This is a genomic window from Streptomyces sp. NPDC056347 (assembly GCF_042262625.1).
Classification (GTDB): domain Bacteria; phylum Actinomycetota; class Actinomycetes; order Streptomycetales; family Streptomycetaceae; genus Streptomyces.
The window spans coordinates 1-20939 of sequence record NZ_JBHJQP010000115.1; the positions used below are offsets into that span (position 1 = coordinate 1).

A 20939-nucleotide genomic window follows, 5' to 3' on the forward strand; every position below is an offset into this window, starting at 1 on the left:
GGGCGGTTCCGGGGCGGGGCCGGGTCAGCCGCCGTGCCCCCCGTGGCCGCCGCCCCCGTGCCCGGCGCCGTGGTCGAACTTCATCGCCTCGGGCGGCATCACGACGAACGGCCGCATCATGCCCATGTCCTCGTGCTCCAGCAGATGGCAGTGGTACATGAACCGCCCGTACGCCCCGTCGAACGTCCCGAGCACCTTCACCATCTGCCCCGCGGGCACCCGGAAGACGTCCTTCCAGCCCTGCTCGTTCGGAGCGGCCGGGATCTTGGTGCCGTGGTCGAACGCCACCGGGGAACGGGTCCCGCCGAGCGCGGGGTCGAAGCCGCCGAGCGCGTACGCCTCCCGGCCCATCACCTGGAAGTCGGTCAGGTGGATGTGCATCGGATGGGTCGGTCCGCCCAGGTTGAGGAAGGACCACTGCTCGAAGGTGCCCTCCCCGACGGTGAAGCCCAGACCGTCGTTGAAGGTCCGGGAGATCCTGCGGTACGTCCGCACCGTGCCGTCCTCGCCCTCCACCTGGATGATCCCGTCCGAGGGCACCGGCACCGTCGCCGGGTCCTCGACCTCCGCCATCTCCCAGATCTCCGGGTGACCGCCGCCGCCGACCGTGCCCGGCACCGTCAGCACCACGAGCCGGTGCCCGTGCTCCACCAGGCCGTGCTCGTACCGCCGGAAGGACCCCGACAGCACCTCGGGCAGCTCGAAGGCGTCCCGCCGCCCGGTCTCCCGTACCCGGAACTCCATCACCTGCGGGAACGGCACGTTCGACGCCGGGTCCGCGACGCCGGGGGCGAGCTTGCCGCGGTTGACCAGCCGGACCCGGCGCCCGGCCAGCGCCGAGAAGTCGATCAGCAGGTCCATCCGCTCCGCCGGGGCGATCGTCAGCTGCGGCAGCGACGCGTCGAAGTCGACCGGCACCGGGCGCGGCAACAGCCCGCCGTCACTGCCGATCTGCCGGATCACCCCCGGCACCGGGTTGTTCTCGTCGTCCACCAGCACCAGGTCGTAGATCCGCGCGTTGGAGGCGTTGACCAGCCGGAAGCGGTACCAGGCGTCGTCCACGTCCAGGTGCGGCCAGATCCGCCCGTTGACCGTCGTGTACGGGCCGAGGAACGGCAGGGACACCGGCTTCCCGGTCTCCGGATGGGCCTTGGTGAGCACCGTCGTCTTGTGCAGCAGCCGCCCGTTGAGCCGCCCGTCCTCGTCGGTGTCGAGATTGCGGTCGGCGAGGATCAGCGGCAGTTCCCGGTCGCCGGACGGCAGACCGAGCGCGTCCTCCTCGTCGTCGCGGACCAGATACGTGCCGACCAGCCCGGCGTACACGTTCCACCGGGTGATGTTCATGGCGTGGTCGTGGTACCACCACTGTGCGGCCTGGTGGTCGTTCGGGTACTCCGACAGCTGCGCGTCGCCGAAGCCGACCGCGTTGTCCGCCCAGCCGTCGTTGCCGCCGCCGGTCTGCGCGCCGTGCAGATGCGTCACGGTCCAGGCGGGCAGTGCGGCGACATCCGCGTCCGGCTCGACACCGTCCCGGCCGGGGCTGTTGTGCGGGGCGGGCTCGCCCTGCCCGACCGGGCCGACCTCCACCGCCGTGACCGGGTACTCGCTGCCCTTCGGAACGCGGTTGGTCCAGGCGATCCTGACGCGCTCCCCGCGCCGCACCTCGATGGTGGGCCCCGGCACCATGCCGTCGTACCCCCACATCAGGGTCGGCGGCAGCTGCGCGTGCAGCCGCACCCAGGTGGGTGACACGGCGATCTCCGTCTCCTGGAGCACATCGCCGCTCTGCGGGCGGAGCACCGGCGGTACGGGCAGCGCGTCGGTGTACGGCACCAGACCGCCGACCGGTGCCGCCGCCGCGACAGGTTCGCCCCCCGATTGACTGATCTTCTCCGTGGCCTCGATGATCTCGGTCAAGGTACTTCCCCCATGATCAGTGATTCCCCTGTTGTCGGAGTGATCGACCCCTGCCCCCGCAGGTATCGGCCGAGCACTCCCTACGTATCAAAGGACCACGGAGAATCCGGCAAGGTTCTGCATCACGCGCCATCTGACCGAAACCGGTACATCCCGCCGGGTGAGCGGCGGTCGTTTCGCGCCAATGCGGCGCGCCGCCGTGACACCCTCACGGGGCGTACGGTTGTTCGCGTTCGATCTTCGTGAAAAGACGGAAACAGGAGACCACGGTATGTCGCAGCAGGTGCAAGGGGTCATCGCACCGGGGAAGAACGAGCCGGTACGCATCGAGACGATCGTGATCCCGGATCCGGGCCCCGGCGAGGCCGTGGTCAAGATCCAGGCGTGCGGCGTCTGCCACACCGACCTCCACTACAAGCAGGGCGGGATCAACGACGACTTCCCCTTCCTCCTCGGCCACGAGGCCGCCGGCGTCGTGGAGTCCGTCGGCGAGGGTGTCACGGACGTCGCCCCCGGCGACTTCGTCGTCCTCAACTGGCGCGCGGTGTGCGGGCAGTGCCGCGCCTGTCTGCGCGGCCGCCCCTGGTACTGCTTCGACACCCACAACGCGAAGCAGAAGATGACCCTCCTCGACGGCACCGAACTGTCGCCCGCCCTCGGCATCGGCGCGTTCGCCGAGAAGACCCTGGTCGCCGCCGGCCAGTGCACCAAGGTCGACCCCGAGGTCTCCCCGGCCGTCGCCGGGCTCCTCGGCTGCGGCGTCATGGCGGGCATCGGCGCCGCCATCAACACCGGCCAGGTCGGCCGGGGCGACTCCGTCGCCGTGATCGGCTGCGGCGGCGTCGGTGACGCGGCGATCGCCGGGGCCCGGCTGGCCGGCGCGGCGAAGATCATCGCGGTCGACATCGACGACCGGAAGCTGGAGACCGCGAAGACGATGGGCGCCACGCACACCGTCAACTCCCGCGCCACCGACCCGGTCGAGGCGATCCGCGCCCTGACCGGCGGAAACGGCGCGGACGTCGTCATCGAGGCGGTCGGCCGCCCCGAGACCTACCAGCAGGCCTTCTACGCCCGCGACCTCGCGGGCACCGTCGTCCTGGTCGGCGTCCCCACCCCGGAGATGAAGCTGGAGCTCCCGCTCCTCGACGTCTTCGGCCGCGGCGGCTCGCTCAAGTCCTCCTGGTACGGCGACTGCCTGCCCTCGCGCGACTTCCCGATGCTGATCGACCTGCACCAGCAGGGGCGGCTCGACCTCGCCGCGTTCGTCACCGAGACCATCGGGCTCGGCGACGTCGAGCAGGCCTTCGCCCGGATGCACGACGGCGACGTGCTGCGCTCGGTGGTGGTCCTCTGATGACCGCCCGCATCGACCACCTGGTCACCTCCGGAACCTTCGCCCTCGACGGCGGTGAGTGGGAGGTCGACAACAACGTCTGGATCGTCGGCGACGACACCGAGGCGATCGTCATCGACGCCGCCCACGACGCCGCCGCCATCGAGGCCGCGCTGGACGGCCGCACACTGCGTGCCATCGTCTGCACCCACGCGCACAACGACCACATCGACGCGGCCCCCGCCCTCGCCGACGCGACCGGCGCGCCCGTCCTGCTGCACCCCGACGACCTGCCGCTGTGGCGGCAGACCCATCCGGACCGCACCCCGGACGGCGAACTGGCCGACGGCAGGACGCTGGAGATCGCCGGAACGGCCCTCCACGTCCTGCACACCCCCGGCCATGCCCCCGGCGCCGTCTGCCTCTACGCCCCCGAGCTGTCCACCGTCTTCACCGGGGACACCCTCTTCCAGGGCGGACCCGGCGCCACCGGGCGGTCCTTCTCCCACTTCCCGACCATCGTCGACTCGATCAGGGACCGGCTCCTGACGCTCCCGCCCGAGACCGCCGTCCGCACCGGGCACGGCGACTCCACCACCATCGGCGCGGAGGCCCCGCACCTGGACGAGTGGATCGCCCGCGGTCACTGAGGCACGCCGGGGCTCACCGGTCCGGCCACGCGGAGAGCCGCAGCCCGCTCTCGAAGCGGCGCGGCTCACCCGTGACCGGATCGGTGAACTCCAGCACCCGGGCGAGCAGTTGGAGCGGGCGCGAGAAGTCGTCCGCCGCCCCCTCCGCCTCGACCACCGGATAGACGGGGTCGTGGACGAGCGGCAGCCCCAGGCCGTTCATGTGGACCCGCAGCTGATGGGTCCGCCCGGTGGCGGGCAGCAGCCGGTAGCGGCCGAGCCCCGCCCGGTGCTCCAGCAGCTCGATCCGGCTCTCGCTGTTCGGCTCGCCGGGCTCCTCGCGGGCGGCGATGACCCCGCGCTCCTTCACGATCCGGCTGCGCACGGTACGCGGCAGCACCAGCGCCGGATCGTACGGAGCCACCGCCTCGTACTCCTTGCGCACCCGGCGGTCCCGGAACATTGTCTGGTACGCGCCCCGCTCCCCGGGCCGTACGACGAAAAGGACGAGACCCGCCGTCAGCCGGTCCAGCCGGTGCGCGGGCTGGAGCTCCGGCAGCCCCAGCTCGCGGCGCAGCCGGGCCACCGCCGTCTCGGTGATGTGCCGCCCGCGCGGGGTCGTCGCCAGGAAGTGCGGCTTGTCGGCGATGACGAGGTGCTCGTCGCGGTGGACCACCCCGACCGGGAACGGCACCGGCTCCTCCGGCGCGAAGTCCCGGTGGAACCAGACGTACCGGCCCGCCTCGTACGGCTCGTCGGCTGCGACCGGGCCCCGCAGCGACACGAACCGGCCCGCGGCGACCATGGCATCCACCCGCGCCGCCCCGATCGCGCCCGCGAACCGCGCCACCAGATGGTCCCGCACCGTCGGCCACGCCCGGTCCGGGTCCTCGGGCAGCCGCAGCCGCACCGGATCGATCCCGTCCCGCTGCGGCAGCGGCGCCGCCGGGGGCCGCCCGCGCCCCCTCACCGGGGCCCGCTGAACCGGGGCGCACCGAACCAGGGCGCACCCACCGCCGCCGCGCCGTCCATGGTGTCCGCTCCTCGCTCGTCGCCCAAGGTCCCCGCAGCGTAACGCCGCCCCGGCGGCCCTCAGTCCTCCGATGCCGCGACCCGCTCCGGACCGCACCCGATCCGCTCGGCCTCGGCGGCCACGTAGCCGGGCAGCAGCTCACCGGCGAGCCCCGAGGGGGCATGCTCGATCCGGTCCAGCTGGTCCACCACGAAGACCACCGGACCGCTCTGACAGCTCGCCCGGTACATCGCCCGGGAGCCGTCGATGCTGCCGTACCCCTTGGAGCCCTTCACGGACTGCCCGGTCCGCAGCCCGCGCGAGGCGAAGATCTCGGTCAGCACCGGGTCCGTCACCGTCGTCAGCCGCACCGCCGGATCGAAGGAACCGCCCGCCTCGCAGACCCGGGCCGGCCCGCCCTCGCCACCGACCCGCGTCCGGGGCAGGTCCTTGCGGTACGCCGCGGGCAGCGTGAACCCCGCGACGCCGCAGAAGGCGTCGGCCCGGGTGTCCCGCCGCTCCACCGGGCCGGGCAGCGGATCGGGTATCCGGTACGTGCCGGAACAGCCGAAGTCGCGCATGACCCCGTTGGCGGCCTCCACCACCGTCCGGGTCAGCGCCGCCAGGTCCTCCCGGTCGTAGTCCGCCGCCCCGTCGAGCCCGGCAGCGCCCATCGAGACGTCCACCACCGTGGGCCCGGTGAACTCGTCCCGCCCGACACAGCTCTGCGGCAGCGCCAGCCAGGCCCGCGACGGCGAGACCAGACCGGGCAGCCCGTCACCGGGCGGTACCGAGCCCGCCGTGAGGAACTCGCGGGGCCACCCCTCCGCGTCCGTGCCCCGCAGCCCGTCCAGCCGGTGCACCCGCACCGTGACCTGCCGACGGGCCTGGTCGTCCCGGTAACTGGTGATCCGGCACTGCCCGTACATGTCGCCGCCGCCCCGCGGATCGGTCTGAAGGGCCTGCTCCTCGGCCTCGATCCGACGGTCGCCGAAGAGATCCGACAGCGTCGTGTCGCCGAGCGAGTCCCAGCACGGGGCGGGGCCGACCAGCGGAAGAGTGTCCGTACGCCAGGCCACCGCGCCCGCCCCGAGGAGCGCCCCGACGAGCCCGGCGGCGGTGACGGCCAGCGCGGGACGGCGCCACCACGGCGCCGTGGCCCGCGCCGCGCCGCCCTCGTCGGGCGTCACCTGCCGCGGCTGTGTCACGCCGTCCTCGTCGGGTGCCGCTTCCCGCGGCTGCGCGGTGCTGTCCTCGTCGGGCGTCACCCCCGGCGGCTGCGCGGTGCTGTCCTCGTCGGACGTCACCCCCGGCGACTGAGCGGTGCCGTTCTCGTCGGATGCCGGCTCCTGTGCCCGTGCCGTCCCGTTCCCGTCGGATGCCGGCTCCTGTGCCTGCGCCGTGCCGTTCTCGTCCACCGTCGCCGCCCCGTCCTCTTCGGTCCCGCTGCCGTCGCTCACGCGCCCTCACCCGACCCGCACCCGATGCGCCTGCCCACCGACTCGGTGAACCGCTCGAACACCGTGCGGTCGTCGGGCTCACCCGCGCCCTTCAGCGCCGTACCCAGGTGCCCATAGAACACCGTCCGCCGCCCCTTGCACTCGGTACGTGTCAGCCCCTCGGCGGCCCCTTCCGGGAGGCCGTCGAAGAGCGCGGCCAGCCGCGGCTCGGACGTCATCACGTACTGCGCCGCGGGCTCGTCCGGCACTCCCCGCGCACGCCAGGCCACCGAACACGTCTGGAGCCGCCCGTCGACCACCCCCACCTGCTGCCGGTACTCGGAGTCCTTGCCGGACTCCACCGTCACACCGGGTATCCGGCACAGCGGGTGCATGGCTGTCTCGGCGTCCTCCGGGATCGTCACCACGGGCGACGTCGTGCGCAGCGGTTCCGCCGGGGCGCAACCGGCCTTCCCCATACCGGTGTTGGCCAGATCCACCAGCATCCGGGTCACCTCGGACCGGGTGCCGATCGTGAACGGCATGGTGACCTTGCCCAGGTGGCCGTCGCCGGTGCTCCCGCTGCGGATCGTCACCGCGGACGGCCTGCCGTCCACGTCGCAGGCCCTGGGCAGGACCAGCATCGCCCGGTCGGGGGAGACCAGCCCGTCGAGCCCGTCCGGCAGCCGGGTCCCCGACCCGTCGAAGTAGCGGGCGATCCAGGCCCGGCGGTCCTCGGCCCCGGACGGGACCGGCCCGTACTCGGCGGTGACCTGCTCCTGGAAGGTGAGGGATTCGTCGGAGTCGTCGTCCGGGACCGTCGACTGCACCGTCACCGTGCAGCGGGCGAGGTGGCGTCCGGCCGAGGGCTGGGCGGACTCGGTTGCCTTCCGCTCGGAGCCGGACTTGGCGAGCCCCTTCTCGCCCAGGAAGTCCGGACCGCTGTCCTGCTGCCACGCTCCCCAGCAGTAGCTGTCCCGGAACGGCGGACTGTCCGTGGCCCACAGCCCGACCCCGGAGACGACCACCGCCCCGACGGCCACCCCGGCCCATATCGCCCCGCGCCGTTTACGCCTGCCGTCCATCGCATGCCCCCGTCACGTACCAAGATCGTGTAAAGCGCCGATGGTACGTCGTGGGCCCCTGGCCCGCCGGGCCGGGCCGCAGAGGCCCGGACCGTCCGGACCGGACATCGGTGAATCCCCAGACCGACTCACCGGCCGCGGTCCGCCGGCCAGGCCCGGCCGTTGCTCGGGCGTCGTGGCCGGGAGAGGCGGTGACCGGTTTCTGCGTAGTCGACCGGCGTGTCCCACGGCATGGCGACCGCCTCCTGCATGTCGGACGAGGCGGCAGCGCGCCACTCCAGAAGGCCGTGAAGACGTCGCACCGCTCCTGCGCCGGCCGGTCGAGCCGCTGCTGAGCGGTTTCCCGTAGCGCGGGGACGGCGGCCGCGTGCACGACGAACTCGCGGACCAGGCAGGCGTGGTCCCGGAACGGGGCCGCCCGTTGCTCCGCGTACAACGAGACGGCCCGGGCAACGTCCGGCTGCCGCGTAGCATTCCGGCAGGTCACGCCACGGAACACCGGCCCGGATCCGGAACAGGACCCCGTTGAGCACAGTGCGGCGATCATTCCACCGCCCACCGCTGCCACTTGGCACAGGCAGATGCGGCTCCAGCGATGACCACTCGTGATTCGTCGGATCTCCCCGACCCATGCCCCAATCAACGAATGGCCAGTCGGAAAGTCGCATGATCAGCCGGTCGGAACCTACGGCCTCGTGGCAGACCCCCGCCCCTTCACTCCGTCGGCCGTGCCGGAATGCCCCCGGACCGACCAGTGAAGAGACTGTCGTCACCAGGGGTGGAAACCCGGGTGAAGCGGGCCGTTGCGACCAGTCGACCCATCCGCATGGCCGACGACCGGGCGCAGGCGTCGTGATCGCAGGAGGTGAAGGGTGCTCTCGTACGCCCGGGCGCTGGGCGCCGGAATCGGCATCGGAATCATGTACGCGCTGATCAGGGTGCCGTCCCCGGCGCCCCCCACGGTCGCCCTGGCCGGACTCGCCGGCATGCTGATCGGCTTCGCCGTACTCGAAGCGATCGCATGAGCCGCGGCATCACCCGCTACGCGCTCTCCCTCGGTGCCGGCATCCTTGCCGGATTCCTGTACCGGCTCATGGGCGTGCCCACCCCGGCCCCGCCGTGGGTCGCGCTGGCCGGACTGCTCGGCATCGTCATCGGCGAATCCGGAGGACGCCGGCTGCTCACCCGGCTGCACCGCCGCCACGCCACTGCGTCCGACGTCCCCACTCCGGACGGCGGCGAGTCCGCTCGCCACGTCAACGACTGAAGGAAAAAAGAAGGCCATCGCCATGCTTCCCGTGACCTACTACCCGGTCGCCACCCAGGCCCTGTTCCGGCACAACAGCGAACGGATCCGGGGCAAGCCGTACGCCAAGTACTTCAACGGCGACCTGTGGCTCCACGACGACGTGATGCCCGCCATCCGGCGCGCCATGCCCTCCGACGCGGCCATCACCAGCTCGCCCGAGGACCTCGACACCCTGCTGGACGCCGGCTACCACAAGGTCGAGACCGGCTTCTGCGTCACCGACGACGGCCACCCTTACGTCACCAGCCTCACCCGGTTCCCCGGCTGCACGCCGGAGATGTTCACCTGGTGGTTCTGGTGGCACTCCGTCGAGCCCGAGCGCTACTCACTGTGGTATCCCTACAACCACCAGCAGGCCGTTCCCCGTGACCGGGACATCCTCACCCGTCCCGGCGTCGCCGACATCGATCGCTACATCGGCAACACTCACGACATCATCGAGTACATCGGTCCGATGCGCTCGGAGCTCACCATCCGGTTTCGCCACCCCTTTGAACTGGGCTTCGACACCAGCCGCTTCGCCCGGTCCGGCATCAGCGCCCACGCCTGCGGCGAGCTCAGCATGAACAACGGCGTCATGCTCCACCTCGTCCGTACCACGGCCGACGGCTTCGAACTGCGCAGCCGTTACATCTTCGACCGGGGCAAGACATACAGCACCGACGAGGAACGGGCCGAGGCGCTCGGCTTCGCCTACGAGATGCTCCTGCACGACCAGACCGAGTTCACCCACCTGTCCACGTTCCTGGCATCCATCCACCAGGAATTCGGTCACCGGGGCTGAGCCGCCCGGCCCCCTTCCGGACGGCCCACCGGACGAAGAGCACCGCCGTCCCACCGCCGGTCCGAGCACGCTGCGGCTTCCCGGCCGCCCTCCTCGTCACCGGCGACATGCCCGCCGCCCCGTCCGTGCCTCGTACCGCCTGCGCACCGAAGCGCCCCCGGCGACCACCGCGAATCCCGGCGCATGCCCTGCCCCGAAGCGGGCGCCCCCGCCGCCGCCCGCCAGGCCGAACAGCGCGGCCTCGGACACCCTCGGCCCGTTACAACAACGAAGCCGGTCAGAGCGAAAATTATCGCTCTGACCGGCTTCATTCGGTCGTTTGACCTCAGTGTCCGAGGGGGGACTTGAACCCCCACGCCCGATAAAGGGCACTAGCACCTCAAGCTAGCGCGTCTGCCATTCCGCCACCCGGACAAGGTGTCTGTCTCGCGGGCTCCGGCCCGTTCCGACGTGGAAAACAATAGCAAACATTCGGGGGTGCTCGATCACCCCCCGGACTGTGTGAAAGGCGCATGACGAGGGGCGGGTGCCCTTGGGTGTCCGGGACCGGCGCGGGAGGATGAGGGGGAGCACCACAGCGACGGTGGAAGGAAGCAGCGTGAGCGAGACCAAAACGGCCCGGGCCGGCTCGGGCGAGGACGAGGTCGTCGACCTCTGTCGTGAGCTGATCCGGATCGACACCAGCAACTACGGGGACCACTCGGGACCGGGGGAGCGCGGCGCGGCCGAGTACGTCGCGGAGAAGCTCGCCGAGGTCGGCCTGGAGCCGCAGATCTTCGAGTCCCACAAGGGCCGTGCCTCGACCGTGGCGCGGATCGAGGGCGAGGACCCGTCCAGGCCCGCGCTGCTGATCCACGGCCACACCGACGTGGTTCCGGCCAATGCCCACGACTGGACGCACCACCCGTTCTCGGGCGAGGTCGCGGACGGCTGCGTGTGGGGCCGCGGCGCGGTCGACATGAAGGACATGGACGCGATGACCCTCGCGGTCGTCCGCGACCGGATGCGCAGCGGCCGCAAGCCCCCGCGCGACATCGTGCTCGCCTTTCTCGCGGACGAGGAGGCGGGCGGTACGTACGGTGCGCGGTACCTCGTCGACAAGCACCCCGGTCTCTTCGAGGGTGTCACCGAGGCGATCGGCGAGGTCGGCGGCTTCTCCTTCACGGTGAACGAGAAACTGCGCCTCTACCTCGTCGAGACGGCCCAGAAGGGCATGCACTGGATGCGGCTGACCGTGGACGGCACCGCCGGGCACGGCTCGATGACCAACGACGACAACGCGATCACCGAGCTCTGTGAGGCGGTCGGGCGGCTCGGGCGGCACCAGTGGCCGGTCCGGGTGACCAAGACCGTACGGTCCTTCCTGGACGAGCTGTCCGACGCGCTCGGTACCCCGCTCGACCCGGAGGACATGGAGACCACCCTCGCCAAGCTCGGCGGCATCGCCAAGATGGTCGGCGCCACCCTCCGCAACTCCGCCGCGCCCACCATGCTCGGCGCCGGTTACAAGGTGAACGTGATCCCCGGCCAGGCCATCGCCCATGTCGACGGCCGGTTCCTGCCCGGCTTCGAGGACGAGTTCCTGGCCGACCTGGACCGCATCCTGGGCCCGCGCGTGAAGCGCGAGGACGTGCACGGCGACAAGGCGCTGGAGACGAGCTTCGACGGCGCGCTCGTGGACGCGATGCAGATCGCGCTGAAGGCCGAGGACCCGATCGCCCGCGCGGTGCCGTACATGCTCTCCGGGGGCACCGATGCCAAGTCCTTCGACGACCTCGGCATCCGCTGCTTCGGGTTCGCCCCGCTGAAGCTGCCGCCGGAGCTGGACTTCGCGGGCATGTTCCACGGTGTGGACGAGCGCGTACCGGTCGACGGTCTGCAGTTCGGTGTGCGGGTGCTCGACCGTTTCATCGACAACTGCTGACGTCCTGACGGATTTCCGGGACTTTGCCGTTCGGCAATCGTCAGCGTGTACGTATCTGACCGGAACGAGTGAAAGGGGTCGTGCGCTCGTAGCTCCCCTAACTCTTCCTCGTTACAGGTGATGCGGTCCGCGGCTGGGACCGCACTGCCAAACTAGGAGGAAACATGATCAAGAAGGTCGTCGCTGCTGCGGCTGTCACTGGTGGCCTGGTGCTCGCGGGCGCGGGCATGGCCGTCGCGGACGCCGGTGCCGAGGGTGGCGCTTTCGGCAGCCCCGGCGTCATCTCGGGCAACGTCATCCAGGTGCCCGTGCACGTTCCGTTGAACGTGTGTGGCAACACGATCAACGTGGTCGGGCTGCTGAACCCCGCCTTCGGCAACACCTGCGTCAACGCCTGACGTTGTGCGTCAACCCGTAAGGGTTTGAGCCAGTTCGGCCCCGGAGTGCATGCCATGCGCTCCGGGGTCGCTGGTGCTCCGCCCCCGCACGATCGAGTCCGGGGGTATTCCGGAAGGCTTAGAAGGCAGGAAACACCTATGCGACAGGTCACGCGCAAGGGCCTGATCACCGTGGCGGCCGCAGGCGGCGTACTCGCGCTGAGCGGCGGCTACGCGCACGCCGACGCGGGAGCGTCCGGCGAAGCAACGAATTCCCCGGGGGTGCTGTCAGGGAATTCGGTACAGATCCCGGTTCATGTACCGGTCAACCTCTGCGGCAACTCCGTGGACGTCGTGGCGCTGCTCAACCCGGCGTTCGGGAATAACTGCGGAAACGGTTCGCAGGACTCCCCGGGCAAGCACGCCTCCGGCAGCCAGGTCTCCGGAGACCTGAGCCAGGCGAGCCGGCCGGGCACGGGCAAGCACCGCGCCCCGCTCGGCGGCGGCGGAGCGACGGCACAGGCCGTCGCGTCGGGCTCGCCGGGCGTGCTGTCTGGCAACACCGTCTCCGCGCCCATCGACGTACCCGTGAACGTCTGCGGCAACAGCGTCGACGTCGTCGGTCTGCTCAACCCGACCTTCGGCAACAACTGCGGGAACGACTCGCATGTAGTCACACCGCCGCCGGTCAAGCCGCCGGTCACGCCGCCGGTCACCCCGGTCACCGAGCACAAGCCTCCGGCACCGGAGAAGCCGCCCGTGCCCGGGAAGCCCGGCAACCCGACGGTGCCGCAACTCGCCCATACCGGGGCGGGAGGGCTCGACCTGCTGGTCCCGGCGAGCGCCGGGCTGCTCCTCGCGGGTGCGGGTGCGGTCCTCTTCCGCCGCGGACGGCTGTCCGCCTAGCGGAGCCGGGCGGCGACGCCGGTACGACGAAAGGGGCGGGTCCCGCGGCTGCGGGGCCCGCCCCGACTCACCACGTGGCCCGGATCTGGCGGATGATCCTCCGGCGCAGCCGCACCCTGCGGCTGCCGTCGCGACGCAGTGTCAGTCGATCCAACTCCCAGTGACCGTACTCGGCATGGTCGGTCAACAGGCGGGCCGTCTCCTTCCGGGAGACCCCGCGCGGCACGTACACATCGACAAATTCGTATTCCGGCATCGCATCTATTGTGCGGGCAGAGCCCGTGTACGGATAGCGTCTGCACTATGTCTGATGCTGCGCAGCCCACGGCTGCCGAGGTACGCGCCGCCGCCGAGGCGGTCAAAGCCGCGCTCGACCACCACCTCGCGGCCGTCGAACGCCGGACCGGGGACGACGACGCGGCCGTCTACGACGCGTTCAACGCACTGGCCGCTGCCGCCGAGTTCTACGACGAACTGCTCTACGACCGATACGACGAAGTCACTCCCTTCGAGATCCCGGGTGCGGACGATTCGCTGCCGCCGTACACCGGCCCCGAGGAGCCGAACGCGCTCAGCGTGATGATCCGGCGCGACTACGCGGTGGTGGAGCCGCCGAGGCTGCTCGCACAGGCGCAGCGGATCGCCGATGCCGACCGGGACGGCGTCGGAGAGGCCGCGGCGGTGGTCGGATCCAGCGTCCACGCGGCGATCGGGGTGCTCTTCGGGGAGTACGAACCGGACGAGATCGCCTCCCGGCACACGGAATTCGGCCTGGAGGAGGGCGATTCCACGCTCTGGGTCACGGCCGCCGAGGAACTGCCCGAGGCGGGGGAGTGGCTCGGCGCGCCCTTCGACGACGCGGACCCGCAGCTGGTGGTCTGCCGCTTCGACGTCAGCGCCGTCTTCGACGAGGACGACGACGAACCGGAGGGCGAACGGGCCCGTCTGGACCCCGTCTGACCTGCGCCCCGGCCGGGAGGGGCTCGGTGACGAGCCCGTCCCGGCCGGGGGACGGCCATCTTCCCGGCCGCTCAGCCGGCCGGGGTCTCCAGCAGCGTGCGCAGCCGTGTCGTACGGTCCAGGACCGGCGGCTCGGCGACCGCGCGCGGGAGCGCCTGATCCATTCCGTGCACCACCGACAGATGCCGCTCGCCCCGGCCGAAGGCGGTGTACACCCACGAGCGGTTCAGTGACTGCGCCGCGTCGCCCGGCAGCACGACGACCACCGCGGGCCACCGCGTCCCGGCGGCCTGATGGGCGCTGAGGGCCCAGCCGTGGCGCACACAGGACGCCACCCGCTCCTGCGGGACGACGACGGGGGTGCCCGCGCAGTCCAGCCGCAGGCCCTCGGTGTCGGCCGAGACGACCACCGCGGGCACGATCCGGCCGGGCGCCGGGACGTGGACGACACGGTCGCCCGGATCGAAGCCGCCGAACCGGCCCGGACCGGGGTTGAGCCGCTGCTTCAGGGCCGTGTTCAGCGCACGGGTGCCCGCCGATCCACCGTGGCCGACGGTGATCACCTGGGTGTCGGCCGACGGTACGCCGATGGCCCGGGGCACCGAGTCGGCGACCAGCTGCACCGTGCGGTGCACCGCCTCGCCCGCGTCGCGGACCGGGACGATCACCACCTCCTTGCCGGGCGCCTCGACCTGGTTCAGCTCGCCGATGCCGATGCCCGAGACCAGCTCACCGATCGGCCCCGGGTCGGGCGTACGGGAGACGACCTGCGGGCAGGCGCGGGCCGCGAGGACGTCCGCGAACACCCGCCCCGCCCCGGCCGAACCCAGCACCCCCGGGTCGCCGCTGAGCACCAGGCGGGTGCCGTCGGCCAGCGACTCGACGAGGATCGCGGCGCTCTCCACGTCCAGCTGCGGGGCGTCCAGCACGACGAGCAGGTCGACGGCGAACGCGCCCTCCTCGTCCCGCCCCGGGCCCTCGGTCCCGGCGAGCAGCCCGGAGAGGGTGACGGCACGGTCCGGGTCGCCGGTCGCCGCGGCGAGACGGTGTCTGCCGTCGACGCTGTGCGTGGCGCCCAGGGCACGCAGACCGAGCTCGCGGGCCGCGGTGATCAGGGCGGCAGGCTCGGCCCTGGCGGCCTCGCCCCCGGTGTGGGCCACGAGCCCGTGGGCCGCGGCCGCGCGGATCAGTTCGGCCGCCGAGCCGGAGCCCGGGTCCGCCCGCGACCAGTCGGCGTCCTTCTCGCAGGTGCTGACCAGCCGGGCCAGACCGTCGGCGAGGCTCTCCTCCGCGAGGGCGTAGCGGTCGAGGCCCAGCAGCACCTGTACCGGCTCGGCGGTTGCCTCGGGCTCCGGGGACTCCTGGCCGTCCTGTCCGGCCCGGCCGTCCTGCTCCTCTTCCTGTTCCTGGCCGTCCTGGAAGACCAGGACGGCTCCCTCGGCGACGGCGTGCCGGACGGCGGCCTCGGGGTCGGACACCGCCCGCTCGGCGAGAGCCGCCCGCACCTGTGCCGCGTCCAGCACCGTGTGGCCGCGCAGGGCGGCCTGCTCCAGCAGCCAGCCCACCAGGGCGGCGGAGCGCCGCTCGTCGTCCGGACCGCACGCGGCGCCGAGGAGGGCCCGGGCGAAGCCGTCCGCCTGCTCGGGCCTGACCCCGGGCACGGCCAGCAATTGCCAGGGGTCCGCGCGCAGGGCGTCGGGGGCCTGGGCCCCGAGAGCCTCGGTCGCGGCTCCGGCCAGCGCGGCCGGAGCACCGCCCTCGGCCAGCACGGCCGCGGTGGCGGCGACGGCTTCCGGCGGGGCGCCCTGCGGGGCCGTCGGCGGCGGTGCGGGGGTGCGGGGCGGCGCCGGAGCGGGCGCGGGGGCCGCGCGGCGAGGCCCGGCGGGGGCGGGCGCGGGCGAGTCGAAGAACGCGCCGGCGGACTGCTCGCCGCTCTCCACCGCGCGCACGGCCGCCAGCAGGTCGGCCGCCTTGCCGCTCAGCTTCGTCCCGGCGGCGATGGGGCCCTCCCTCTCCGCCTTGCGCTGCTCGATCCGCTGCCTCAGCTCGCGCTGGGCGGCCAGCTCGGCCTCGGCCTCGGAGAGCGGCGCGGCGGCGTCCGCCCCGTCGGTCCCGCCGTCGGCGTCCTCGGCGTCCTCGGAACCGGAACCGTCCTGCCTGCCCGCGGCCTCGTCCGTACCCGCCGTCTCGTCCGTACCCGCGTCGTCGGCCGTCGGCGATCCGCCGTCCGCGGCACCCGCCGCCTCCCCGGCGGACGGGGCGGGCCCGTCGGCGGAAGGGGTGGCGTCGGCGTCGTCGGAGGCGGCGGCCGGGGAGCCGGGGGTCTCCCCCCGGGGAAGCGCAGTCACAGCGTGCTCCAGTCCTGGTCGGGATAGCGGTGCACGGGCGCCGACACATCGTCGAGCGCCTGGCAGATCTCGTCAGGAAGACTAAGCGCCTCCACTGACAAAGCCTCCGCGAGCTGCCGCGCGGTGCGCGCGCCGACGATCGGGGCCACCACCCCGGGCCGGTCCCGCACCCAGGCGAGAGCCACCTGGAGCGGCGTGGTGGCCAGGCCGTCCGCCGCCGTCGCCACCGCGTCCACGACCCGGCTCGCGGGTTCGTCGAGATACGGCTCGACGAACGGGGCCAGCACCTCCGAGGCACCGCGCGAGTCCGAGGGGGTGCCCGTGCGGTACTTCCCGGTGAGCACCCCACGACCCAGCGGCGAGGACGGCAGCAGCCCGATGCCGAGGTCGAGGGCGGCGGGCAGCACCTCGCGCTCCACGCCCCGCTGCAGCAGGGAGTACTCCATCTGGGTGCTCGCGATCCGGGTGCGCACCCCGGGCGAGGCGAGCTGCCAGGTCGCCGCCCTGGCCAGCTGCCAGCCGCAGAAGTTCGACACCCCGGCGTACCGGGCGCGCCCGCTGGACACCGCCAGGTCCACCGCCTGGAGCGTCTCCTCCACCGGGGTCCCCGGATCGAAGGCGTGTATCTGCCACAGATCCACGTGGTCCGTGCCCAGCCGGTCCAGCGAGGCGTCCAGCGCGGCCAGCAGATGACCGCGCGAGCCGTTGAACCTGCGGTACGGATCGGCCACGCTCCCGGCCTTCGTCGCGACGACCAGATCGCTCCTGGGCACCAGGCCGCCGATGAGCCGCCCGAGCAGGTACTCCGCCTCCCCGCCGCCGTACACATCGGCCGTGTCGACCAGCGTGCCGCCCGCTTCCCAGAAGGCCTTGAGCTGTTCGGCGGCGTCGTGCTCATCGGTGTCCCGGCCCCAGGTGAGGGTGCCGAGCCCGATCCGGGACACGCGAAGGCCGGTGCGGCCGAGATGCCTCTGCTCCATGGAGGCTGAGATTACTGGCCAGGACCCCACAGGGCGGAGGGCTGTGGACAACCCGGCGACAAGTCGCCCCTGCCGGATGGCGCCACCGCGCGCTAGAGTCCGCACGTCAGGGACGTTACTGATCGGTAAGGGGAGCGGACATGCGGCTCGGCATCAATCTCGGCTACTGGGGTGCGGGAATGGACGGCGACAATCTCGCCGTCGCCCAGGAGGCCGACCGGCTCGGTTACGACGTCTGCTGGGCGGCCGAGGCCTACGGTTCCGACGCGCCGACGGTGCTCTCCTGGGTCGCCGCCCGGACCGAGTCCATCGACGTCGGCTCCGCGATCATGCAGATCCCGGCCCGCCAGCCCGCCATGACGGCGATGACCGCCGCCACCCTCGACTCCCTCTCCGGCGGCCGGTTCCGGCTCGGCCTCGGCGTCTCTGGGCCGCAGGTCTCCGAGGGCTGGTACGGCGTCAAGTTCGACAAGCCGCTCGCCCGCACCCGGGAGTACGTCGAGATCGTCCGCCGGGCCATGACCCGCGAACGCCTCTCCTACGAAGGGGAGCACTGGACGCTGCCGCTGCCGGGCGGTCCGGGCAAGCCCATCAAGCTGACCGTGCACCCGCAGCGCGAGCACATCCCGCTCTACATCGCCGCGATCGGGCCGAAGAACCTGGAACAGACCGGCGAGATCGCCGACGGCGCGCTGCTGATCTTCCCCTCCGCCGAGCACCTGGAGGAGACCGCGATGAAGCCCCTGCGGGCGGGCCGCGAGAAGGCGGGCCTGACCATGGAGGGCTTCGACGTCTGCCCGACACTGCCGCTCGCCGTCGGTGACGACGCGGACGGCCTCGCGGACATCTTCCGCCCGTACACCGCCCTGTACGTGGGCGGCATGGGCAGCCGCAAGCAGAACTTCTACAACCAGCTCGCGCAGCGGATGGGTTACGAGAAGGAAGCCGCCGAGATCCAGGACAAGTATTTGTCCGGGGACAAGAACGGCGCCGCCGCCGCGGTGCCCCGGCAGCTGGTCGACCAGACCTCGCTGCTCGGCCCCGTCGAGCGGATCGCCGACCGGATGCAGGCCTACGCCGACGCGGGCGTCACCACGCTGACCCTCGCCCCGGCCGGTTTCACCCTGGAGGAGCGGCTCACCGCCCTGCGGGCCGGAACGGACGCGCTGGAGCGTGCCGGGCTCGCCTGAGCGGCCGCCGGGTCCGTGCCCGGACCGGACCGGGGCGGACCCGGCCGGTCCGGGCTGCCCCGTCCGGCGTAGCCCCGGGCCCGTTCCTGTTGCCCGGGCCGTGGCGCCGCACTTGACTGTCGTGCGGAGGACGCGGCACGGAGGTGGCAGTGATGCTCTCGGCGAAGAACCTGTTCCAGGAGATCCTCGACGACGACGAGTCGTTCCGGCTGTTCTGCTCCATCGCGGCCGGCGGGGAGTCCCAGGGCGGCTGGGAGAACGGCCGCATCGCCGCCCTGGCGCCGGAGAGCCAGCGCGCCCTCGCGCCCAGGATCGCCCGGCACGGCGCCGACGAGGACAAGCACGGCAGGATCTTCCTGGCACTGCTCCACAAGCGCGGGCTGCGGCCCGTGGCTGTCCCGCACGAGACCGACTACACGATGCTGCTGGAGAAGCACGGCATCGGCCTCGCCCACGAACGGCTGCGCGAGGAGGAGCGGCTCACCGAGCACGACATCATCACCTACCTCGCCCACAGCCGTGTCACCGAACAGCGCGCGTCCGAGCAGATGGCCCTGCTCCGCAAGCACTTCGCCGGCCACCCCGACCTCGGCCGCGCCGTACGGATGATCTCGAACGACGAGGACAACCACCTGGCGTACTGCCACGAGGAGCTGCTGCGCTTCGCGCGGGCCGGGCACGGGCGGACCATCCAGCGCACCCTGCGCGCCTGCGCGCTCGCCGAGATCCGGATCTACCACGACGTCAGCCTCGCCGTGATGGACCACATGGGCCGCATCCTGGGCTGGTCCAGGGCCCGGGCCGCGGTGCTGGCCGCGGGGATCCACGCGGTCTACGCCTACGAGCGGTTCGCCGGGTGGCGGCGGATGGTGAGCCTGGCGCAGCCCGAGCGGCGCGACGCGCTGGGCGGCCCCGCGACGCCCGAGCCCGGGATCGCCTGAACCGGCCCCGGGCGCGCCCCTCAGAGCCAGCCGCGCCGCTTGAACTGCCGGTACAGCGCGAACACCACCACGGCCATCAGCGCGATCACCGCCGGATACGCCCACACCCATTTCAGCTCCGGCATGTGGTCGAAGTTCATGCCGTAGATCCCGGCCACCATCGTCGGCACGGCGGCCATCGCCGCCCAGGCCGAGATCTTGCGCATGTCGTCGTTCTGCCGCACCCCCACCTGCGCCAGATGGGCCGAGAGGATGTCGGAGAGCAGCCGGTCCAGCCCCTCCACGTACTCGGTGGCCCGCGTCAGATGGTCGCTGACGTCGCGGAAGAACGGCTGCGAGTGCTCGTGGACGAACGGCACCTCGGCGCTCGCCAGCCGGGCCATCGGCTCGCTCAGCGGTCCGGCGGCCCGGCGGAACTCCAGGAGCTGCCGCTTGAAGGTGTAGATCCGGGACGCGGTGCTCTTGGTGTCACCGCCGCCGGTCGGCGCGAACACCTCCGTCTCCAGCTCCTCCAGGTCGGCCTGGAGCTCGCCCGCGACCTCGATGTAGTGGTCGACGACGGCGTCGCTGATCGCGTACAGCACCGCGGTCGGCCCGTGCTTGAGCACCTCCGGCTCCGACTCCAGCCGACGCCGTACCGCGGCCAGCGGCGCGCCCTCACCGTGCCGGACGGTCACGACGAACGAGTCGCCCACGAAGGCCATCAGCTCGTCGGTGGAGACCGTGTCGTCCGACTGCTCGTACACCACCGGCTTGATGACGGCGAACAGCGAGTCGTCGTACACCTCCAGCTTGGGGCGCTGGTGCGCGCTCAGGGCGTCCTCCACCGCCAGCGGGTGCAGCCCGAACTCGCTGCTCACCAGGGAGAACTCCTTCTCCGTCGGCTCGTGCAGCCCGATCCAGAGGAACGCGTCGCCGGTGGCCCGTGCCTCCGCGAGGGCATCGGAGAGATCGGCGGGGCCGTCGGTGCGGCGCCCGTCCCGGTAGATGGCACTGTCCACGATCACGGCGCGCATTCTTCCCTGCCCCGCCGCCCGGCGCACCTCCGAGCCGACACCGCCCGCGGGACAGCCCTTACGCTGGCCCGTATGCCCACCCTGATCCTCGTACGCCACGGACGCTCCACCGCCAACACGGCCGGAGTGCTCGCCGGCCGCACCCCCGGTGTAGCGCTCGACGAGCGCGGGGCCGCGCAGGCCGCGGCGCTGCCCGGCCGCCTCGCCGGGCTGCCGCTGGCCGCGGCCGTCAGCAGCCCGCTCCAGCGCTGCCGGGAGACCCTGCGCCCGCTGCTCGACGCCCGCCCGGAACTGGAACTGCACACCGAGGAGCGGATCAGCGAGTGCGACTACGGCGACTGGTCGGGGCGCAAACTCACGGAGCTCAACGACGACCCCCTGATGGACGTCGTGCAGCGGCACCCGTCGGCCGCGGCGTTCCCCGGCGGCGAGTCGATGCGCGCCATGCAGGCCCGCGCCGTCGACGCGGTACGGGACTGGAACGCCCGGGTCCAGGACACGCACGGCGAGGACGCCGCCTATGTGATGTGCTCGCACGGCGACATCATCAAGGCCCTGGTCGCCGACGCCCTCGGCATGCACCTCGACCTCTTCCAGCGGATCCACGCCGACCCCTGCTCGGTCACCGTGATCCGCTACACCCGGCTGCAGCCCTTCCTGCTCCGGCTCGGCGACACCGGGGACCTCGGGTCGCTCGCGCCGCGCGAGAGCCCCGGCGGCGCCGGGGCGGACGCGCGGGCGGCCGTCGGCGGCGGCGCTGGGGCGCCGTGATCGCTTCGCGCAGTA

General features: G+C 72.3%; 20 protein-coding genes, 1 tRNA gene and 1 pseudogene. 12 read left to right on the plus strand and 10 right to left on the minus strand.

The window, feature by feature from the left end; translation table 11 throughout:
* Positions 1-24 precede the first annotated feature (24 nt).
* The gene (gene phsA, locus ACFCV8_RS24290) at positions 25-1917 is read right to left on the minus strand and encodes an O-aminophenol oxidase PhsA (RefSeq protein WP_376687535.1); all 1893 of its coding nucleotides are present in this window, start codon (positions 1915-1917) and stop codon (positions 25-27) included.
* Positions 1918-2188: 271 nt separating this feature from the next.
* On the opposite strand from phsA, the gene ACFCV8_RS24295 reads away from it, so the two are divergent.
* Both ACFCV8_RS24295 and ACFCV8_RS24300 read left to right on the plus strand, forming a co-directional pair.
* Entirely contained in the window at positions 2189-3274 is a 1086-nt protein-coding gene (locus ACFCV8_RS24295; RefSeq protein ID WP_376687536.1) for an S-(hydroxymethyl)mycothiol dehydrogenase, read from the plus strand.
* The gene (locus ACFCV8_RS24300; protein ID WP_376687537.1) at positions 3274-3903 is read left to right on the plus strand and encodes an MBL fold metallo-hydrolase; all 630 of its coding nucleotides are present in this window, start codon (positions 3274-3276) and stop codon (positions 3901-3903) included. The genes ACFCV8_RS24295 and ACFCV8_RS24300 overlap by 1 nt, the downstream gene beginning before the upstream one ends.
* Positions 3904-3916: 13 nt before the next feature.
* On the opposite strand, the gene ACFCV8_RS24305 is transcribed toward ACFCV8_RS24300, so the two are convergent.
* The 4 genes and pseudogenes from ACFCV8_RS24305 to ACFCV8_RS24320 form a co-directional block, all read right to left on the minus strand.
* A complete protein-coding gene (locus ACFCV8_RS24305) occupies positions 3917-4852 on the minus strand; it encodes an RluA family pseudouridine synthase (protein WP_376687538.1) in 936 nt (311 codons plus the stop codon).
* 122 nt (positions 4853-4974) lie between these two features.
* The gene (locus tag ACFCV8_RS24310; RefSeq protein ID WP_376687539.1) at positions 4975-6354 is read right to left on the minus strand and encodes a hypothetical protein; all 1380 of its coding nucleotides are present in this window, start codon (positions 6352-6354) and stop codon (positions 4975-4977) included.
* On the minus strand, positions 6351-7418 hold the full coding sequence (locus ACFCV8_RS24315) for a hypothetical protein (protein WP_376687540.1): 1068 nt from the start codon (positions 7416-7418) through the stop codon (positions 6351-6353). Before ACFCV8_RS24315 ends, ACFCV8_RS24310 begins: the two co-directional genes overlap by 4 nt.
* Before the next feature lie 461 nt (positions 7419-7879).
* Positions 7880-8050 (minus strand): annotated as a pseudogene (locus ACFCV8_RS24320) (transposase); the annotation flags it as partial.
* Positions 8051-8290: 240 nt separating this feature from the next.
* On the opposite strand from ACFCV8_RS24320, the gene ACFCV8_RS24325 reads away from it, so the two are divergent.
* The 3 genes from ACFCV8_RS24325 to ACFCV8_RS24335 are packed head-to-tail and all read left to right on the plus strand — an operon-like array spanning position 8291 to position 9511.
* A complete protein-coding gene (locus ACFCV8_RS24325) occupies positions 8291-8443 on the plus strand; it encodes a DUF1427 family protein (protein ID WP_376687541.1) in 153 nt (50 codons plus the stop codon).
* Positions 8440-8685, plus strand: a complete 246-nt coding sequence (locus ACFCV8_RS24330; protein WP_376687542.1) for a DUF1427 family protein — start codon at positions 8440-8442, stop codon at positions 8683-8685. The genes ACFCV8_RS24325 and ACFCV8_RS24330 overlap by 4 nt, the downstream gene beginning before the upstream one ends.
* Positions 8686-8707: 22 nt before the next feature.
* Complete coding sequence (locus ACFCV8_RS24335; RefSeq protein WP_376687543.1) at positions 8708-9511, plus strand: DAPG hydrolase family protein; 804 nt, start codon at positions 8708-8710, stop codon at positions 9509-9511.
* A 329-nt stretch (positions 9512-9840) separates the two neighbouring features.
* Here ACFCV8_RS24335 and ACFCV8_RS24340 read toward each other — a convergent pair.
* Positions 9841-9925, minus strand: a tRNA-Leu gene (locus ACFCV8_RS24340).
* A 184-nt stretch (positions 9926-10109) separates the two neighbouring features.
* On the opposite strand from ACFCV8_RS24340, the gene ACFCV8_RS24345 reads away from it, so the two are divergent.
* The 3 genes from ACFCV8_RS24345 to ACFCV8_RS24355 all read left to right on the plus strand — a co-directional run bounded on the left by ACFCV8_RS24345 (position 10110) and on the right by ACFCV8_RS24355 (position 12718).
* Positions 10110-11435 carry a M20/M25/M40 family metallo-hydrolase gene (locus ACFCV8_RS24345; RefSeq protein WP_376687544.1) on the plus strand — a complete coding sequence of 442 codons (1326 nt, stop codon included), beginning with the start codon at positions 10110-10112 and terminating at the stop codon, positions 11433-11435.
* Between the two features lie 164 nt (positions 11436-11599).
* On the plus strand, positions 11600-11833 hold the full coding sequence (locus ACFCV8_RS24350; RefSeq protein WP_376687545.1) for a chaplin: 234 nt from the start codon (positions 11600-11602) through the stop codon (positions 11831-11833).
* Between the two features lie 138 nt (positions 11834-11971).
* Positions 11972-12718 (plus strand): chaplin, encoded by a 747-nt coding sequence (locus ACFCV8_RS24355; RefSeq protein WP_376687546.1) that lies wholly within the window; start codon positions 11972-11974, stop codon positions 12716-12718.
* A gap of 67 nt (positions 12719-12785) precedes the next feature.
* Here the strand turns inward: ACFCV8_RS24355 and ACFCV8_RS24360 are convergent, their stop codons facing one another.
* Positions 12786-12974 (minus strand): DUF5703 family protein, encoded by a 189-nt coding sequence (locus ACFCV8_RS24360; RefSeq protein ID WP_358863119.1) that lies wholly within the window; start codon positions 12972-12974, stop codon positions 12786-12788.
* 47 nt (positions 12975-13021) lie between these two features.
* On the opposite strand from ACFCV8_RS24360, the gene ACFCV8_RS24365 reads away from it, so the two are divergent.
* Entirely contained in the window at positions 13022-13678 is a 657-nt protein-coding gene (locus ACFCV8_RS24365; RefSeq protein ID WP_376687547.1) for a hypothetical protein, read from the plus strand.
* Between the two features lie 71 nt (positions 13679-13749).
* Here the strand turns inward: ACFCV8_RS24365 and ACFCV8_RS24370 are convergent, their stop codons facing one another.
* Positions 13750-16026: a helix-hairpin-helix domain-containing protein gene (locus ACFCV8_RS24370; protein ID WP_376687548.1), complete on the minus strand. Its 2277-nt coding sequence runs from the start codon at positions 16024-16026 to the stop codon at positions 13750-13752.
* On the minus strand, positions 16023-17006 hold the full coding sequence (locus tag ACFCV8_RS24375; protein WP_376687549.1) for an aldo/keto reductase: 984 nt from the start codon (positions 17004-17006) through the stop codon (positions 16023-16025). The genes ACFCV8_RS24370 and ACFCV8_RS24375 overlap by 4 nt, the downstream gene beginning before the upstream one ends.
* Positions 17007-17146: 140 nt before the next feature.
* Here ACFCV8_RS24375 and ACFCV8_RS24380 point away from each other — a divergent pair, with 140 nt between their 5' ends.
* Complete coding sequence (locus tag ACFCV8_RS24380) at positions 17147-18196, plus strand: LLM class F420-dependent oxidoreductase (protein WP_376687550.1); 1050 nt, start codon at positions 17147-17149, stop codon at positions 18194-18196.
* A gap of 152 nt (positions 18197-18348) precedes the next feature.
* Positions 18349-19137 (plus strand): ferritin-like domain-containing protein, encoded by a 789-nt coding sequence (locus tag ACFCV8_RS24385; protein WP_376687557.1) that lies wholly within the window; start codon positions 18349-18351, stop codon positions 19135-19137.
* A gap of 20 nt (positions 19138-19157) precedes the next feature.
* On the opposite strand, the gene corA is transcribed toward ACFCV8_RS24385, so the two are convergent.
* Positions 19158-20153 carry a magnesium/cobalt transporter CorA gene (gene corA, locus ACFCV8_RS24390; protein ID WP_376687551.1) on the minus strand — a complete coding sequence of 332 codons (996 nt, stop codon included), beginning with the start codon at positions 20151-20153 and terminating at the stop codon, positions 19158-19160.
* A 72-nt stretch (positions 20154-20225) separates the two neighbouring features.
* Here corA and ACFCV8_RS24395 point away from each other — a divergent pair, with 72 nt between their 5' ends.
* Positions 20226-20924 (plus strand): histidine phosphatase family protein, encoded by a 699-nt coding sequence (locus tag ACFCV8_RS24395; RefSeq protein ID WP_376687552.1) that lies wholly within the window; start codon positions 20226-20228, stop codon positions 20922-20924.
* Positions 20925-20939: the final 15 nt, after the last annotated feature.

What these genes read in the sequence shown, in the direction of transcription:
- ACFCV8_RS24295 (WP_376687536.1), top strand. Translation starts at nt 2,189, where the DNA reads ATGTCGCAGCAGGTGCAAGGGGTCATCGCACCGGGGAAGAACGAGCCG.
- ACFCV8_RS24300 (WP_376687537.1), top strand. Translation starts at nt 3,274, where the DNA reads ATGACCGCCCGCATCGACCACCTGGTCACCTCCGGAACCTTCGCCCTC.
- ACFCV8_RS24315 (WP_376687540.1), bottom strand. Translation starts at nt 7,418, where the DNA reads ATGGACGGCAGGCGTAAACGGCGCGGGGCGATATGGGCCGGGGTGGCC.
- ACFCV8_RS24330 (WP_376687542.1), top strand. Translation starts at nt 8,440, where the DNA reads ATGAGCCGCGGCATCACCCGCTACGCGCTCTCCCTCGGTGCCGGCATC.
- ACFCV8_RS24335 (WP_376687543.1), top strand. Translation starts at nt 8,708, where the DNA reads ATGCTTCCCGTGACCTACTACCCGGTCGCCACCCAGGCCCTGTTCCGG.
- ACFCV8_RS24350 (WP_376687545.1), top strand. Translation starts at nt 11,600, where the DNA reads ATGATCAAGAAGGTCGTCGCTGCTGCGGCTGTCACTGGTGGCCTGGTG.
- ACFCV8_RS24355 (WP_376687546.1), top strand. Translation starts at nt 11,972, where the DNA reads ATGCGACAGGTCACGCGCAAGGGCCTGATCACCGTGGCGGCCGCAGGC.
- ACFCV8_RS24360 (WP_358863119.1), bottom strand. Translation starts at nt 12,974, where the DNA reads ATGCCGGAATACGAATTTGTCGATGTGTACGTGCCGCGCGGGGTCTCC.
- ACFCV8_RS24365 (WP_376687547.1), top strand. Translation starts at nt 13,022, where the DNA reads ATGTCTGATGCTGCGCAGCCCACGGCTGCCGAGGTACGCGCCGCCGCC.
- ACFCV8_RS24375 (WP_376687549.1), bottom strand. Translation starts at nt 17,006, where the DNA reads ATGGAGCAGAGGCATCTCGGCCGCACCGGCCTTCGCGTGTCCCGGATC.
- ACFCV8_RS24380 (WP_376687550.1), top strand. Translation starts at nt 17,147, where the DNA reads ATGCGGCTCGGCATCAATCTCGGCTACTGGGGTGCGGGAATGGACGGC.
- ACFCV8_RS24385 (WP_376687557.1), top strand. Translation starts at nt 18,349, where the DNA reads ATGCTCTCGGCGAAGAACCTGTTCCAGGAGATCCTCGACGACGACGAG.
- corA (WP_376687551.1), bottom strand. Translation starts at nt 20,153, where the DNA reads ATGCGCGCCGTGATCGTGGACAGTGCCATCTACCGGGACGGGCGCCGC.
- ACFCV8_RS24395 (WP_376687552.1), top strand. Translation starts at nt 20,226, where the DNA reads ATGCCCACCCTGATCCTCGTACGCCACGGACGCTCCACCGCCAACACG.